Annotated in this window: 13 protein-coding genes; 4 read left to right on the top strand and 9 right to left on the bottom strand. The window is 67.3% G+C overall.

Annotation, left to right across the window (positions count from 1 at the left end; all coding sequences use genetic code 11):
* Entirely contained in the window at window positions 1–1212 is a 1212-nt protein-coding gene (locus AB0O15_RS18510) for an ABC transporter substrate-binding protein (RefSeq protein ID WP_364319821.1), read from the bottom strand.
* 186 nt (window positions 1213–1398) lie between these two features.
* Here AB0O15_RS18510 and AB0O15_RS18505 point away from each other — a divergent pair, with 186 nt between their 5' ends.
* The 4 genes from AB0O15_RS18505 to AB0O15_RS18490 all read left to right on the top strand — a co-directional run bounded on the left by AB0O15_RS18505 (window position 1399) and on the right by AB0O15_RS18490 (window position 3129).
* A complete protein-coding gene (locus AB0O15_RS18505; RefSeq protein ID WP_364319819.1) occupies window positions 1399–1983 on the top strand; it encodes a hypothetical protein in 585 nt (194 codons plus the stop codon).
* A 38-nt stretch (window positions 1984–2021) separates the two neighbouring features.
* The gene (locus tag AB0O15_RS18500) at window positions 2022–2309 is read left to right on the top strand and encodes a hypothetical protein (RefSeq protein ID WP_364319817.1); all 288 of its coding nucleotides are present in this window, start codon (window positions 2022–2024) and stop codon (window positions 2307–2309) included.
* Window positions 2310–2335: 26 nt separating this feature from the next.
* Complete coding sequence (locus AB0O15_RS18495) at window positions 2336–2626, top strand: hypothetical protein (protein WP_364319815.1); 291 nt, start codon at window positions 2336–2338, stop codon at window positions 2624–2626.
* 101 nt (window positions 2627–2727) lie between these two features.
* Entirely contained in the window at window positions 2728–3129 is a 402-nt protein-coding gene (locus AB0O15_RS18490) for a hypothetical protein (RefSeq protein ID WP_364319813.1), read from the top strand.
* On the opposite strand, the gene AB0O15_RS18485 is transcribed toward AB0O15_RS18490, so the two are convergent.
* The 8 genes from AB0O15_RS18485 to AB0O15_RS18450 all read right to left on the bottom strand — a co-directional run bounded on the left by AB0O15_RS18485 (window position 3096) and on the right by AB0O15_RS18450 (window position 14688).
* The gene (locus AB0O15_RS18485; protein ID WP_364319811.1) at window positions 3096–7280 is read right to left on the bottom strand and encodes a hypothetical protein; all 4185 of its coding nucleotides are present in this window, start codon (window positions 7278–7280) and stop codon (window positions 3096–3098) included. The two genes, AB0O15_RS18490 and AB0O15_RS18485, sit on opposite strands and share 34 nt — an antisense overlap.
* Complete coding sequence (locus AB0O15_RS18480) at window positions 7277–7861, bottom strand: hypothetical protein (protein WP_364319809.1); 585 nt, start codon at window positions 7859–7861, stop codon at window positions 7277–7279. Before AB0O15_RS18480 ends, AB0O15_RS18485 begins: the two co-directional genes overlap by 4 nt.
* On the bottom strand, window positions 7858–8994 hold the full coding sequence (locus tag AB0O15_RS18475; protein WP_364319808.1) for a hypothetical protein: 1137 nt from the start codon (window positions 8992–8994) through the stop codon (window positions 7858–7860). The genes AB0O15_RS18480 and AB0O15_RS18475 overlap by 4 nt, the downstream gene beginning before the upstream one ends.
* Window positions 8991–12485, bottom strand: a complete 3495-nt coding sequence (locus tag AB0O15_RS18470) for a tetratricopeptide repeat protein (RefSeq protein ID WP_364319806.1) — start codon at window positions 12483–12485, stop codon at window positions 8991–8993. Before AB0O15_RS18470 ends, AB0O15_RS18475 begins: the two co-directional genes overlap by 4 nt.
* A gap of 300 nt (window positions 12486–12785) precedes the next feature.
* Window positions 12786–13175 (bottom strand): TIGR03668 family PPOX class F420-dependent oxidoreductase, encoded by a 390-nt coding sequence (locus AB0O15_RS18465; RefSeq protein ID WP_364319804.1) that lies wholly within the window; start codon window positions 13173–13175, stop codon window positions 12786–12788.
* The gene (locus AB0O15_RS18460) at window positions 13172–14002 is read right to left on the bottom strand and encodes an LLM class F420-dependent oxidoreductase (RefSeq protein ID WP_364319802.1); all 831 of its coding nucleotides are present in this window, start codon (window positions 14000–14002) and stop codon (window positions 13172–13174) included. The genes AB0O15_RS18465 and AB0O15_RS18460 overlap by 4 nt, the downstream gene beginning before the upstream one ends.
* 9 nt (window positions 14003–14011) lie before the next feature.
* The gene (locus AB0O15_RS18455; protein ID WP_364319800.1) at window positions 14012–14473 is read right to left on the bottom strand and encodes a GNAT family N-acetyltransferase; all 462 of its coding nucleotides are present in this window, start codon (window positions 14471–14473) and stop codon (window positions 14012–14014) included.
* A gap of 14 nt (window positions 14474–14487) precedes the next feature.
* On the bottom strand, window positions 14488–14688 hold the full coding sequence (locus tag AB0O15_RS18450) for a hypothetical protein (protein WP_364319798.1): 201 nt from the start codon (window positions 14686–14688) through the stop codon (window positions 14488–14490).
* Between the last annotated feature and the right edge of the window lie 228 nt (window positions 14689–14916).

Genomic DNA, 14916 nt, shown 5'->3' with positions numbered 1-14916 from the left:
TCACGGCAGCACTCCCTTCGAGTCGAGGGCGTCCTGGATCGACTTCTTCAGGGCGTCGGCGGTCCGTTGCGGGTCGATCTGCGACGGCGGCGACAGCTCGGCGGCCACCACGGTCGAGAGGTTCTGGTACGCGGGGGTACGCGGCCGGGGCGCGGCGTCCTTCAGCTCGTCGAGCAGCGCGTCCTTCATCGGGTACGCCTTGAGCATGTCCGGCCGGTCGTACACCGCCTCGATGCTCGGCGGCTGACCGGCGTTGACCGCGAGGTACTCCTGGCTGTCCGGCCCGCGCAGGCAACGGATCGCGTCGAAGGCCAGGTCCGGGTGCTTGCTGTACGCGCTGACCGCCATGTTCGAGCCACCGATCGTGGTGATGCTCGGCGTGTTCGCGTCGATGCCCGGGTAACGGGCCCAGCCGGCGTTCTTCAGCAGGTCCGGCGCGTCGCCCTGCATGGACGCGTACACGTACGGCCAGTTCACCTGGAACGCGCCGCCGCCGTTCTGGAAGGCCAGCCGGACGTCGTCCTCGATCGCGTTGCTGAACGACGGGCTGACCACGCCCGAGGTGGCCAGCTTCTTCATGACCTCCAGCGCCTTGACCGTGCCCGCGTCCATCACCGCGGTCTTGCCGTCGTCGCTGACCACGTGCCCGCCGGCGCTGGCGACCAGGCTGTTGAAGAGCACGACCAGGCCCTCGTACTGGGCGCCCATGGTCAGGATCTGGTAGGGGTTCTTGCCCTCCTGCTTGAGCTGCTGGGCCTGCTGGATCATCTCGTCCCAGGTCTTCGGGGGCGTCGGGACGAGATCCTTGCGGTACCAGAGGAGCTGGACGTTGGTGTTGTTCGGCGCGGCGTACAGCTTGCCGTCGTACTCGGCGGACGCGAGCGGGCCCGGCAGCGTGCCGTTCTCCACCTCGGTCTTGTCCTGGCCGGTGAACTCCTTGATCCAGTTCGCGCTGGCGAACTCCTGGGTCCAGGTGACGTCCATGCCGAGGATGTCCATGCTGTCGTCGTTCGCGGCCAGCCGGCGCACCATCTGCACCCGCTGGTCGTCCGCCTGCCTCGGCAGCACCTGGTAGACGATGCGGTACTTGCCGCCCGCCTCCTGGTTGCACCGATCGACGACGGTTTGGAAGTTCTCGACGGGGAATTGATAGAGGTTGAGGACGGGAGTTCCGCTCTCGTTGTCGGATCCGCACGCGGCGAGTGGAGCCACCAGGGCGATCGCGGCCCCCGCCGCAATGGTCCGGGCGCGTATCGATCGCCGTCGCGGATGTAGATGTTGGTCAGCCATTGACCCTCCATCCAGCCTGTGGGGCGGTTCGTAGCTGTCCGGTGCCCCTCCGTCACCGTTGACAAACGCGAATGCATCGTTGACCTTGACCGTGCCTAGGATGAGTTCATGCAGGTGACTTACTACTTCGATCCGCTCTGTCCCTTCACGTGGCGCACCTCGCGGTGGCTGGTGAAGGTGGCGCCCGAGCGTGACCTCGACATCCACTGGCGACCGTTCAGCCTGGCCATCCTCAACGGCGGCCTGGCCAACGCGCCCGAGCAGTGGCGGGCGCCGGCCGAGGCGTCGTTCTCGGCGCTGCGGCTGATCGCTTCGCTTTCGGGTTCGCCTGAAGGCGACGCGGCCATCGGCCGGTTCTACACCGAGATCGGCAACCGTACGCACGGCGCCGACGCGCCCATCTCGGCGGAGATCGTCCTGGCCGCGGCCGAGGCGGCGGGCATCGAGGACACCAAGGCGCTGCACGACGAGTCGCTCGACGCGGCCGTGCGGGAGTCGCACGACGAGGCGTTCCAGTCGGCCGGGCCGGACATCGGCTCGCCGGTGCTGTGGCCCGAGGGCGCGCCGCGCGGTGTGCACGGCCCGATCATCGGCCCGGTACCCGACGTCGACGAGGCCGTGAAGATCTGGGACGCGGTCGCGGTACTGGCCGCCGGCGACACCGTTTTCGAGGTCAAGCGCGGCCGGTCCTGACGGTTTGGCGACGCGGGGCGGATGGGTATCCGCCCCGCATGGTCGAACCCCAGGTCAACCTGGATCCTCAGTCCCTCAGCCCGGTCGAACGCAAGCTCCAGGGCCCGCTGGAGGATCAGCTCTCCTCCGCGCTGGCCGCCGCGACCGACAAGATTTCGGAAAGGTACGCCGGTGAGAATGTCGACCAGCTGACCGAGCAGTTGCTGATCGAGACGCGGACCCACCTGCACCCGGACATCGCCGCGGGCTTCCAACCGGACCAGGCCGAGCTACGCCGGGTGGCCGAAGCGATCATCACCCGGGCCGGGGTGATCATCGAGGCATAGCCCAGAGAGGTCGGGGGGAGACCCACATGGATCATGACTCGACCTGTCGCTACGCCGAACGCACCCTGCACGCGATCGCCGTGCAACGCATGAGCCCGGCCGGCTGGCGCCGCTACGAGGCCGCCGTGCTGGGCATGCAACTGGCCGTCGACACCGCCTCGTGGGAGGAACTCCGCGCGACCGCCGACGCCCTGGCCACGCTGCGCGTCCCCCACCACAAGGCACACGCCGACCCGGGCCGCACCGAGCAGCCGCCCCGCCTGCACGCCGCGACGATGCGCCTGGCCCAGGCCCTGGCCCAGCTGGTCTCCGGCTAGATCCCCGTCGCGTCCGGCGCCAGCGACTCACTCGAATTCGCCACCTGGTTGTGCGTAACGGGTGGACGTGAGACGGTCTTGTCGTGCCGGATCGTGAGTTCATGGTGGTCGAACTGCCGAATACCGGCGACACCCGAGGCAGCAGTTTCAGCGTGCCGGTCGAGCTTGTCGACAGCTCGTTTCCGGTGGCCGACATCCACCTGGCCACCATCGCTCCAGGTGCCGTGCGAGGCAACCACTATCACGTCCTCCGGCATGAGATCTTGCTCGTCCTGGCCTCGGACCGCTGGTCGCTGCACTGGGATGAGGGGCCGGGAGAAACTCCACAGAGCCGTCGCTTCGAAGGGTCCGGTGCGGTTCTCGTGTACGTGCCGACGGGAATGTCACATGCGATCCGTAACGACGGATCAGCCGCACTGACCATGGTCGGGCTGACTGATGGACCCTACGACCCGGACCAGCCGGACGTTTATCCCCGGGCAGTCGTGTCACTGGTTCCCTGATCGAGTCCGTACGCCGCGGCCCGCTCCGTCAACTCGCGCAGCATGCCGCGCCGACGCCCGTACCGCAGCACCTCGATCTGCTCACCAGCCCTGCGCAACCGGTCGCGGACCGTGGACCCTACGGCTACACGTTCACGGCTGGTCATGACGGGCCAGTAGGCAAGGTCCAGTGCGGCCCACTGGAGATCTGAGTCGGCCATGAGCAACCGCATGCCGGCTCCGGCGGCAGCACCTGCCGCCTTGGCCAGATCTCGGACCGCCGTGGCGTAGTCCTCGGTCCGCCGGCCGATTCGAAGGAGATGAGATCGTTCGAGCAGACCACGGACCACGTAGTCGGCATAGCCGACGCTGCGCAGACGCACGATCGCATCATCGACAATCGGCCTGGCCGCCACCAGGCGGTCGGGATCCCACTCGCCCTGCTCGACCATGGACCTGGCCGCGGCACCGACGACCAACGGGCGGAGGGCACGGGAGAGCTGCGACGAGTTCTTGCCGTTCAGTGCCCAACCCGGGTCCTCCGCCTGCTCGACGATCTCTCGTGCTCGGCCGGTGTCGATCAGGTAGTAGCCGTACCGATAGGTGTTCTGTGAGTAGACGAATGGGTAGTCCGAGCCGTCGACGGCCTTCGCCTCGGCGAACCGATCGTCCGCCTCGTCGAGCTTTCCGAGCATGAATGCGACCTCGGCGTGGCAGGACCGCGCGTACATCTGGAAGTACGGCACCGACGCTCGGTCGGCGAAGGTCATTGCGCGCCTGCTCATCAGCTCGGCCGTCACTCCGCCCTCGGGCTTCGGACTCTCCAGCGCTCCGGCGATCACCAGCAACTCGGTGTACAGCGATGCCGCGAATGCTGCCTCGGCGAGGTGGCGCCCGTCGATCTGGGCTCCCGGCCGATCCCTCTTCTCCGCATCGTCGATCACGTCCAGCAGCGCGCCGCAGCTGGCCCGGGCGTCTCCTAACCGGCCGAGCTGACGAAGCCTGAGGCTCGCGTTGGACATCACGGTCACCTCAGCCTCGAGCGTGAGGGACAGGTCGCGGAGCTCGTTCCATCTCGGGAGGCGGACGTAGTGCGACAGAGCGACCACCTCAGAACCGACCATTCCGAGGCGGCGGGTGGAGAAGCTCTCGCGAGTGCCCCGCCAGACCCGAGGAACCAAGATGTTGTCGAACACCTCCTGATGGCGCTCGATCGCGCAACCGTGGTGCACGGCTGTGTAGAGCAGATTCATCTTCGCGGCGTCCTCAGGCTGCGCCGGCGCCTTGCGTTGGTAGTAGTCGAAGAGCGCCGCATGCCCCAGCCGCCAGAGATCCCCGGAATGTTGACGCATCCGGTCGCGGAAGTGTTCCCGGACGAGAGGGTGGGCATCGAGGGTTCCGCGCAGTTCCGGTAACTCGTCACTGACCAGCCCCATCTCACGCAACTTGTCGACGGCATCGTTCCACTCGGGGTCGCCCACTCGTCCATTGCCACCGTGGGAACCACGCCGGATGGCACTCAGCACGACCGACATCTCTTCCGGTGGAGCTGGGCGATCGAACAGGCCGATGATGCTCAGGATCTCGAGCTCGCGCGTACACCGGTGCTCCGTGAGCCAGCCCGCGTACTTCTCCATGATCCGACGCGCGTGGCCACCCCCGTCGGTGGCCGCCAGCCCCCGCAGCTCCAGCCGCCCGGACAGACGGCCCGCGTGCACGTCGCGCACGTACCGGCCGAGGAGATTCACAGCGAGAGCATGTCCGTCGACGTCGCGCACCGCCTCCAGCAGCTCGCTCTCCACCAACGGACCAGGTCCGCCGATGATGTGGCGGAGCAGGTCGGCTCCGGCCGCGGGATCGAGGTTGCCGAGTTCGAGAAGCCTGACCGTCCCGCGGCCACTCTCCGCCGCATCAGCCTCGAGCGCTGTCGGTCTGACCCGGGTGGTCATGAGGCAGAGCCCGCCCCAGCCAGGCTCGGCGAGTTCGTCGATGAGCATCGTCATCGCCGAATCGGTGAACTGGCCCCCGACGTCCGGCGCACTCAGCGGGTACTGGAGCGGCTCCACACCGTCGAGGATGACCAACGTGGGCCGGGATCGAATGTGCTCGGCCAGGCGGCGGGCTCGATCCGGCGCGCTGAGCAGATCGGCCTCGCGCACACCGTACCAATGGAGCGTGTCGATCATGAACGGCTCCGCGGACACCATCCCGTCCTTGGTGCCCTGGCTGTAGAAGGACCAGGCGAGCAACTTCCGGACTCCCGGATAGTTCTTGCCCCGCATCTCCCGGAGCCAGTAGTTCACCAAGGACGATTTACCCACTCCGCCCAGTGCGGCGATGCAAAGAATGCTTGTGCCTCGATCGTTCCAGGCGGCACGCAAGAAGTTCAGATCAGCCTCTCGGCCGTACAGATCACGAGTGGTGCTCGGTAGCCCGCGGTAGTAGATGTCGTCGTCAGGCAGCGAATCACTCGCCATGCCGAACGCCCCGGCATCGCTGGCGGGCGACGGCGCCGAGTTGCCCGCGACGTCATGAGGGCTCAGCTCGACGGCTTGCCCCAGTGCTCTGTAAACCTGTTGTTCCTGCGCTGAGGTACCGCCGATGACCATCAGAGGGAGTGATCCGCTCCCGGTCGGTGACATGGGGTCGTACGCCATTCGGCGCAGCACCGTGCGTACATCGCCCCAGCCGGCATCGCCGGTGTCGACGAGATCCAGTCCCACGATGCCGGTGACCATCGCGCGGGCGCTCGCCAGACGTTTGATGGACGCCGCGGCACGGCCGATGTCGCGGTCAGCGTCGCAGACGATGTCCACCATTCCCCCGGCCCGGGAAAGCAGCGCCAGAAGGGCCCTGCTGCGGTGCGAGCTCCCGGGACCGACGACCCAGAAGACTCGGAGGCCGTTACCCTTCCGCTTGCGATGTCCGGCCTTGAGCCAGACATCGAAGACTTCGCCGAGCCGATCGAAGTGACGTTGCAGGTTGTGCAGACCGCCACTCCGGAGCAGGAAGACGTCGACGGTCTCACCCTCGTCCAAGGGCGGGTCGTCATCGTCCGACTCGGCCCGACCCGCGGCGAAGTCGGCATCCGTCCACACAATTGATCCACACTCGGCGAGGTCGGCACGGATCTGGACGGCCCCGCCGGACATCCCGCGGTTGAGCTTCGGTGCGATCTCGTGCGCCAATCGGCCGAGCAGGTCGAACAGAACCTCGGCGGAGGCCGTTGCGGCGAACTGCTTGTATCTGTCGTCGCGATCCGGGCCGGCATGGTCCATGACACCCTTGACGACCATCCAGTACGGAACACCAGCAGTGCGGGCGGCCTGTGCCACGGTCACTGCTTCCATGTCCAGCGCGACGACGGACCTCTTCTGCCCGGTCAACGTCGTCCAGATATCAGGGTCCTCCCGTACCGCACTCAGTGTCGCGACCTGCCCCTTGAGCACGTTGAACGGAAGCCGGGCCGGTCCCCCACCGGCATCCTGGATCCTCCGCGCCAGAAGCTCTCGTCCCTTGCCGGTCAGCCGCCATCGGCCGGCCGTGAAGCTGATCAGGCCGTCGGCCTCCATCCGATACGGCATGGCCGGCCAGGTCTCGTCCGAGAAATACCGCGTATACGCGATGTGCTCCAACGGCTGCTCACCGGCATGAAGTCGGTCAAGTATCCAGAGCTCTCGGTCCGCACTTGTCGGGGCGCCGAAGCTCGGCAGGTGTCCGGCATCTTCCGACAGCAGCTCAGCGGCTTTCAGGATCCGCGCGGCGGCCTGGTAATGGCGGAAGTCCGGTGACAGACCCTCGGTCCTCCGCTTGCCCTCCTCCGCCGAGAACACATAATCGGCGACCACGACATCTCCGACCGTCGTGTACTTCGGGTTGCCGGCGCACACCCCACACATCGCGATGCAGCGTGGCTCGAGCTGTCCGGCGAGCATGGAGAGCACGGCCGAGGTCGTGACTACGCCCATTCGTTCCGGCCGGGCAAGCGCGAGCGAGAAACGCGCGCCGTCACGATCCAGGTAGTCCGCGGTGCCATACCGAATGGCGTCGTCGTCCCGATCCACCCAGTTGGCGATTCCCGGCTCGCCGTCGGAGGTAGCCGGGCCGATGCGCCGGACGGCATCGAACTCTTCCCGCAGGGCGGTCACGATCAGGACGTCGACACCGCTCATGATTGGCTCTCAAGCGTCTCGGGTGTCTTATCGGCGACGGGTGCGGCCGGCTCCACACCAAGATCCGCGTACCTGATCATCTGGACGGCGAGGAGCGCCACCACGAGGAGCTCGAGGACCGAGACCGATAAGAATATCCAGCTCCATGGCCCGTTCACCCAGTACACGATCAGGGCGGCCAAGGCGGAGACGCAGAAGGTTCCCAGGTCGACGACCAGTTGAAGAACCTTCCGGGAGCGACGGAAGCGATCACCCCGATGTGCTTTCTCCCAACCGAATACACCGTCGTGGTGTGCGGCGAATCGCGGATGAAGGGTCTCTCGGATGTAGGTCCCGATCGCTGACACCTTCTCGTCATTGACCAGGTAGGTCCAGCCCAGCACGGTGCTGACCGCCGGCAGCAGGAGGAGGAGATTGGCATGGCCCTTCGAGGAAAGCGTTGCCGCGATCACGGCGGCCATCGACCCCAGAGTGGCGTAGATCAGATTGTCCCGGAACCCGATGCGGCTCTTCTGCTCCTCCTTGAGCCGTTCGTATTCGACGATGAGCAGCCGCTCGATGGAGATCTCCGAGTCCGTCATGTTGACCTTCTCTCGTGACCGGGAGCAGATGGCTGATTCGCACGAGCCGACTCGGTGGCCAGGTGCAGCGACGCCGCGGCCGCCGGGAGCAGGTCGCTCAGGTCCACCGATGAGGGACGCGTCGCCGGCCGGAACTCGTCGTCGAGAGCGAGCTCGACGACGTTGCCCACCTCCCAGTTGTGACCGTCGACCAGCCACTGACAGCGGTCGGGCTCGTGCACGAGGAGCAGAACGCAGATCTCTGGCCGAAGGGTGAGCAACGGGACCGACACACCGGTCAGACGTAGTTCGGCCTCGCCCGCTTCGATCGCCTTGACCAGATCGCGCACGGGCACGGTCGCGTTCACCTCGGCGGCGCCGGAGGTCTCCAGGCGATATCCGAACATCTCCTCGGCGTACTCCCGGAGAACCGTTTGCCGAACAGAGAAGCCCTCGCGCCAATCTGTCCTGGTCACGCCGGACGGAGCCAGGATCCCGGCCGGGGCGACGTGCAAGAACCCAGGATGCGTACGAACGTGTGCCGAGCGACGCACCAGCAATGCGTTGTGACCTGTCGGAGCCGGATGAAGGATGGTGACGGCAACCGACATGGCGCCCGCGCGGAACCTGCCGTCCAGAACTGGATCGGCCCCGTCGAGGCGGCGGTGCAACCAGGCTCGCCGAGGTAGCGCGTCCATCCGCGCCGGATGGTCCGGATCGGCGACGAGAGTCTGGACGAACTCCTGCTCCAATATCTCCGCGGTGGCCAGCGAGGCGAAATAGGATCCCGGCTTCGCGTCGATGCGGGGACCGTTCGACGTGTTCCGGATCCGGACCGCTGCGTAGGTCGGCCCATCGTGCAGGCCGGGATGTGCGAGGCTGCCGGCGTACTCCCGGTAGTCGGCCTCACCGCGAGGGTCGAAGCCGAGAGACCGGAAGGCTCGGCCCGGGTCGGCGTCATGCTCCGCCGGGATCAGACCCAGATCGAGGTCGCCGAGGGCGCTGTCCGGGTCCTCCCCACCGGGAGCGGGAAAGACGGTGGCAGGAAACATCGTGTTCCCGAACCGGACCAGCTGATGGCCGGGGTAGAGAGCGGAGATCGTCGGGGCCCAGCCCCGGCCGGCCAGTACGCGTCCGGTCGTTGTCATCCTCATGCCGGATCCTCCGCCAGCCGTCGGTCCAGATCAGCGGCCTGCGGCATCTGAATCCGGTGATACAGGTCGCGGGCGGCCGTCAGGTGGCGCCTTCTCGCGGCGGGATCGCCGGCCCTCTCAGCGGCATCACCGAGAGCAACGAGCGCGGCCGCCTCCCACCGCGGAGCGATCGAGTTCCGTGCCGCGGTCAGGCAGGTGTCGGCCAGGGCACGCGCGTCATCCGGCCGTCCCGCACGGACCAGGAGGGCCGACCTGTTGAGGTCGCACATCACCGTGACCAAGTCATGTTCTCCCTTGACGGACAGCTCGTGGCTGATCCTGACCCACTTGTTGGCGTCGTCCAGGGATCCCAGGCGTGTCTGCGCGTCCGCAGCCGCCTGAACCGTCAAGGCCTCACAGAGCCTGTCCTCGATCGTGGCGAAGATCTGCCGGGCGGTGCGGAGGCTCTCCATAGCTCCGCTCAGATCGCCTCGATCAGCGCGGAGCTCCCCGATGTTCCACCGCGCAAGCCCTTCGCGGCGCTTGTCCTTCAGCAGCAGGAACACGGCGAGCGCGTCGTCGAACAGCTTCTCGGCATCGTCAAGTCGCCCGCACAGCAGGCATATCTGGCCGATGTGGCGGTCGGTGTTCGCGACCCAACGAGCATCACCCAGCTCGTCGAACAGGACGCGGCATCGCGCGAACCAATCCATCGCCTCGTCCCACTCGGCACGCAGATGCAGGGTGTCTCCCAGGCTGATCATGGCGATGGCCGCCGACCGCCGATCCCCGGATCGCTCCAAGATCGGCAAGGCTTCGCGGAAGGCATCGACGGCGAGCTGGGTCTGGCCCTGCGCCCGATACACGCCGCCGATGCTGGAAAGTGCCGTGGCGGCTCCGGCCTTGTCGTTGATGCTCACGAAGGCCGCCAGCGCCGCTTGCATCGCGATCAATGCCTTCCCGCGATGGCCCGCGAACCGGTATGCCTCGCCGAGTCGGACACGCGCACCGGCCGCGCCGCCGACGTCGTCGAGTTCCGTCAGAATGTCCACGCTCTTCGCCAGGTCGATCACCGCATCGTCGCCGCTGTGCAGGTACCAGGCGCGGAGGTCGCCCCTCAACCGGAGCAGCTCGGCGTAGGCGTGCGTGGCGCCGTCTGCCTTCGCGGCGCGCAACCCGACGTCGTTGACCTGTTTCCACTCGGTCCACAGGCTCGGAACCTCGAGCGCCGGGATCAGCTTGCACGCGATCCGCCAGACCACGGCATGCAGGTCGAAACGATCAGCGAGCTCCACCACCTCGACGAGGCAGCTCGCCTCCTCGGCGACCCAAGCCGCCCAATCCCTTCCCGACTCGGGTACCTCGAGCGCGAGATCGGCTTGATCGGCCGGCCGCAACTCGTCGTATGCCATGGTCACTCGCCGTAGGACAGTATCCGCGAGACGGGAGACGGCCATGTGCTGTTCGGCCGCCGGCTCCTCGGTCCGGAGGAGGTCTCGGGCGAGTTCGCGTACGAGGTCATGAAACCGGCCGCGCACGAACTTCCCGTCGTGTTCGACTTCGATGACGAGCCCGGCCCCGATGAGTTCGTCCAGCAGAGTGTCGGCTTCGGTCGTGCCGACGTCCAGCAGCGCGGCGAGGGCCCAGACGGGCAGATCACCCTGCCCCAACAGGGAAAGCAGACGGAACGCTCGCTGTTCGTTCCGGCCGATGAGGTGGAGGTAACTCAACTCGATCACGGCGCGGACACTTCGTTCGCCGGCGGTCAGGTGCGGCAGCCGCCGCACCTGGAGCTTCGTCTCCAGCCAGCGGAAGCGACGGCCCGGCCTGCTGTCGAGCTGGTTCGCGCAGATCCGGACGGCGAGGGGAAGTCCGCCACACATGTCCACCACCGCGGTGGCCGCCTCCAGCTCGGCGTCGACTCGGCTTCGACCCACCACACTCCGGAGCAGTTCGAGGCCCTGGTCCCGCTCCAGCAGGGTGACCTGTTCGCGGCTCACCCCATCGAGTTCCATCAACGACCGTCGGCTGGTCAAAATGACTACGCACCGTCCAGCCGTGGGCAGAAGGTCACGTACATGGGCGGCATCCGAGGCGTTGTCCAGCAGCAGAACCGTGGTGCGTTCGGCGAGGTGCCGCCGATACCGTGCCAGACGGTGTTCCGGCTTGATCCGGGACACGTCATCGCCGAGCTCACCGAGAAAGCTCATCACCACGTCATCGGAGCGTTTCCGGCGCTCCGGCGCTTCGGCTCCGTTGAGGTTGACGGAAAGGAGGTAGGCGCCCCCTTCGCGCAGGTGACCAGCGATGCGTGTGGCCACCGTGGTCTTGCCGACTCCGCCGGGTCCCCACAGGACGACGATCGCCGGCTGTGCCTCGATGCCCTTGATCACCGGGGCCAGCCGGCCGACCAGATCGTTGACGAACTGGTCCCGGCCGACCAGATCGGGAAGGTCGCGTTCAAGCTGCGCGGTGGCGGACGGGTTGGTCGAGACAGGCACCGACGAGCCCATCAGTTCGGGAAGCAGCGCGTACAGAACCTCGGCTGCCGCCCGGGAGGCGAAAGGCTGGTGCTGGTCGTCCTTGTGGGCGTCGCCATGATCCGCGACGCCTTTGATCACCAGCCAGTGGGGAACGTCGCGCTCGCGGGCCACCGTGGCGATCGTCGCGCACTCCATGTCCAGCCCGGCCGTACGTCGCATTCCCATGTTGGCCAGGCGTTTCCAATGCACCTGGTTCCTGACCACCGAGTTGCCGGACGCCATCGGCGCGACCACAACCCGGAACGGAAGCGCCAGTGGACCGTCCACGGTGTCGTACCAGCGCTGAAGCGCCTGCTGCCTGCCCTCCTCCGCGAGGAGGAAGGAACCGTCCTGCGACCGAGCGATCAGCCCTTCTTTCTCCCAAGCCGCAAGCCGCGGCCCCCAGGTTTCCGCTGGGAAGTACCGCTCACGACCCGGGTGTCCGCGTGGATCCTGGTTTCGCCGCAGACGCTCGAGCAGCCACCACTTCGAGTCATCAGGCGAAACGGTTCCCTGGCTCGGCAGATCGGCCGGATCGAACTCCTGGGTGACACTCAGCCAAGCTCTGTTCATGGGAAGGGGGTCGAGGTCAGGCTCAAAGCCCGTCTCAGTTTCTCTTCCCTCGTCCCAGACGTAGGCGTGCGACGCGACGACCACATCGCCGATGTCGGTGTACTCGGGGCTTCCCGCGCACATACCGCACATCGCCAGACAGCGTGGATTCATCTGTTCGACCAACGCCGTGGCGATCGGGGCCAGATGACGGCCGCCCATCGCCGGTTGGCGGACGAGCGCGACCGACAACTCGCGGTGATCGCCATAGCGATAGGTCCCTCGCCAGTACGGCGAAGAGGCACCGGGCCAGGCCGACTCCACCCAGCCCGCCACCCCCGGCCCGCCATCCGGCTTGGCCAACGCGGCGGACTTCGCCGCGTCCAACTCGACCTTCTTCGCCACGACGATCAACACATCGACCCGGTCTGCCGCCACGGTCCGCCGCCTTCTTCGTCCGACGGGCCACCAGAGCGGCCCGTCGATGAGGTGGACGGACAGTATCGAAGCACGCGGAGATCAACTGAACACTCGTGAAGCAAGTCCACCGCAAAGTGCGACCGTCACCGGACCCCGGAGCCGATCCCTCCCGCAAGCGGCCAGTCGAATCCGCCATGAGGAGGGACGGCACTGCCCGGGAAGCCATGATGGACGGTGTGGTGCTCGGTGAGCTGGTCAGACCAGTTCCGGGACCGGCTGCGGGGTCACGCTGACTCCAGGGCAACAGACCGCCGCTGATCAGGCCGACCACGCGGTCCAGCGCCGCACGGCGATCTCGATGAACGGGCCGGGTGGCGGCGTCACCCGATATTGCTCATACTTCCCGGCCAGCGCCGCCAGCCCGGCCGCCGAGGTCTCCCGGACCACCGCGAGGCCGTCGGCGCGCACCCACCACAGCGTCGTCCAGTCGTCGGCGTAGTGGTCGACCAGCAGGCTCACCCGCGGCTCGGCCGCGATGTTCGCGAGCCGCTTCAGGCCGCGGTGCCGCTTGGGCTTGGCGTCCACCGCGCTGTGGATCGTCTCCCCGGCCACGGCGAAGACGAGGGGTACGAGGTGAGGGGCCCCGTCCGCGCCGACGGTGGCGAGCCGCGCGACCGGCGCGGCCGCGAACCGTTCGGCCGGGGTCACGACCCGGTCAGCTCGCCGATCGCCCGCTCCCACCTCTCCAGGGCGGGCTCCACCACGCTCCACGGCCCGGACGGCAGCCAGGTCAGCGCCCGGCGCACACCCAGCGCCTCCAGCCGCTCGAGCACCTTGGGGTCGGGCGGCGCCGAGATCACCTGCACCTGCATCGGCCGGTCGGCCCGGGCCCGCAACTCGTCGATCCGGTCGAACAGGTTCTCCTCGTTCCACCTCGGGAACCAGCCGTCGGCGTACTCGAGCACCCGGTCGAGGACCGTCTTCCCGCCCCCGCCGATCAGCACCGGCGGCCCCGGGTGTTGCGCCGGCTTGGGCCACGACCAGATCCGGTCGAAGTTCACGTGGTCGCCGTGGAAGGTGGCCTCGTCCTCGGTCCAGATCGCCCGCATCGCCATGACCCGCTCGGAGAACAGCGCCACCCGGGTTCGCGGGTCGGTGCCGTGGTTGCGCATCTCCTCGCGGTTCCAGCCGATGCCGACGCCGAACTCGAGCCGGCCGCCGCTGAGGTGGTCGACGCTGGCCACCTCCTTGGCCGTGGTGATCGGGTCACGCTGGATGACCAGGCACACCCCGCTGCCGACGCGCAGCCGGGAGGTGGCCACCGCGGCCGCGGTCAGGGCGACGAAGAGGTCGTAGGTGTGCCAGTACTTGCGGGGCAGTTCGCCACCGGCGCTGTAGGGCGTCTCGCGGGACGCCGGGATGTGCGTGTGTTCGGCGAAGAACAGCGCGTCCTGCCCGCGTTCCTCGACGAGCCGCGCGAGCTGACCCGGACCGACACCGTCATGCGTGGGAAAGTATCCGACCCCGAATTCCATGACTCGAAATTAGTACGGCCCGAGCTCGCGGACGAGGATGTCGTAAGGACCGTCACTCCCGGCCAGCCCGACCAGCATGTTGCGGTAGCCGAGCGCGCGGTAGAGCCGGCCGGCCCGGGTGTTGGCCTGGTCGACCCCGATCAGCACCCGGTCGTGGCCGCGTCCTCGCAGGTAGGCCTCGCCCCGCCGGATCAGCCCGGTGCCGATCCCCTGACACCGGTAGGGCTGGTCGACGCGCAGCAGATACATCAGCGGTACGCCGGGAAGCGCCGCGCGCACCTCGCGCTCGTCGGCCGGCGCCCAGGAGACGATCACCGAGCCGACCGTGTCGAGACCGCGGACCGCGCGGAGCAGCCGCCCGCGGTCGTCATTCATCAGGCGGTGCCGGAGAATGACGAGATCATCACCGGTCAGCCGGTCCTGAAGTGGCCGGAGGTCACGTTCCTCGGCCATCCGAACGTCATAACGCACGGCGGAAGACATTATCAGCCGTGAAAACGCAAGATCACCGAGCCCGCGAGAACAATCAGCGCGGTGAATCCGAGCGCGACCACCCCCAGGGCCGAGAACATCCCCTGCGCCATCACCCGGGTCCGCCTGGCCATACCGCGGAGGGAGTCCAGCGCGAACTTGATCAGCATGACGACCACGGCAATGGCAATGGCGGTCAGCAGGTCCACACCCATCGGAATCACAACCTCTCCTCGAAGGGAACGGACCGAGCATAATTGCGTCGCCGCCTTTCTCCGACCGCTTTCCGCCGCCTTCCGCAGATGCCGTCAGGTCCATTTGTTCAGTTAATTTCAGCCCCGTTCCTGAGGCTCCCGGGAGCAGGTCACCAAGGTGACGGCTAGGCATCTTCAGGTGACTCACGGTAGCCTTCAGCGATCGCTGAACTTCTCTTGATGTTCCGC

It is taken from the genome of Actinoplanes sp. NPDC089786, from assembly GCF_040684855.1.
GTDB lineage: Bacteria > Actinomycetota > Actinomycetes > Mycobacteriales > Micromonosporaceae > Actinoplanes.
Note: the sequence above shows the minus strand (reverse complement) of the source record. Positions and strands in the feature narration are given on the sequence as shown.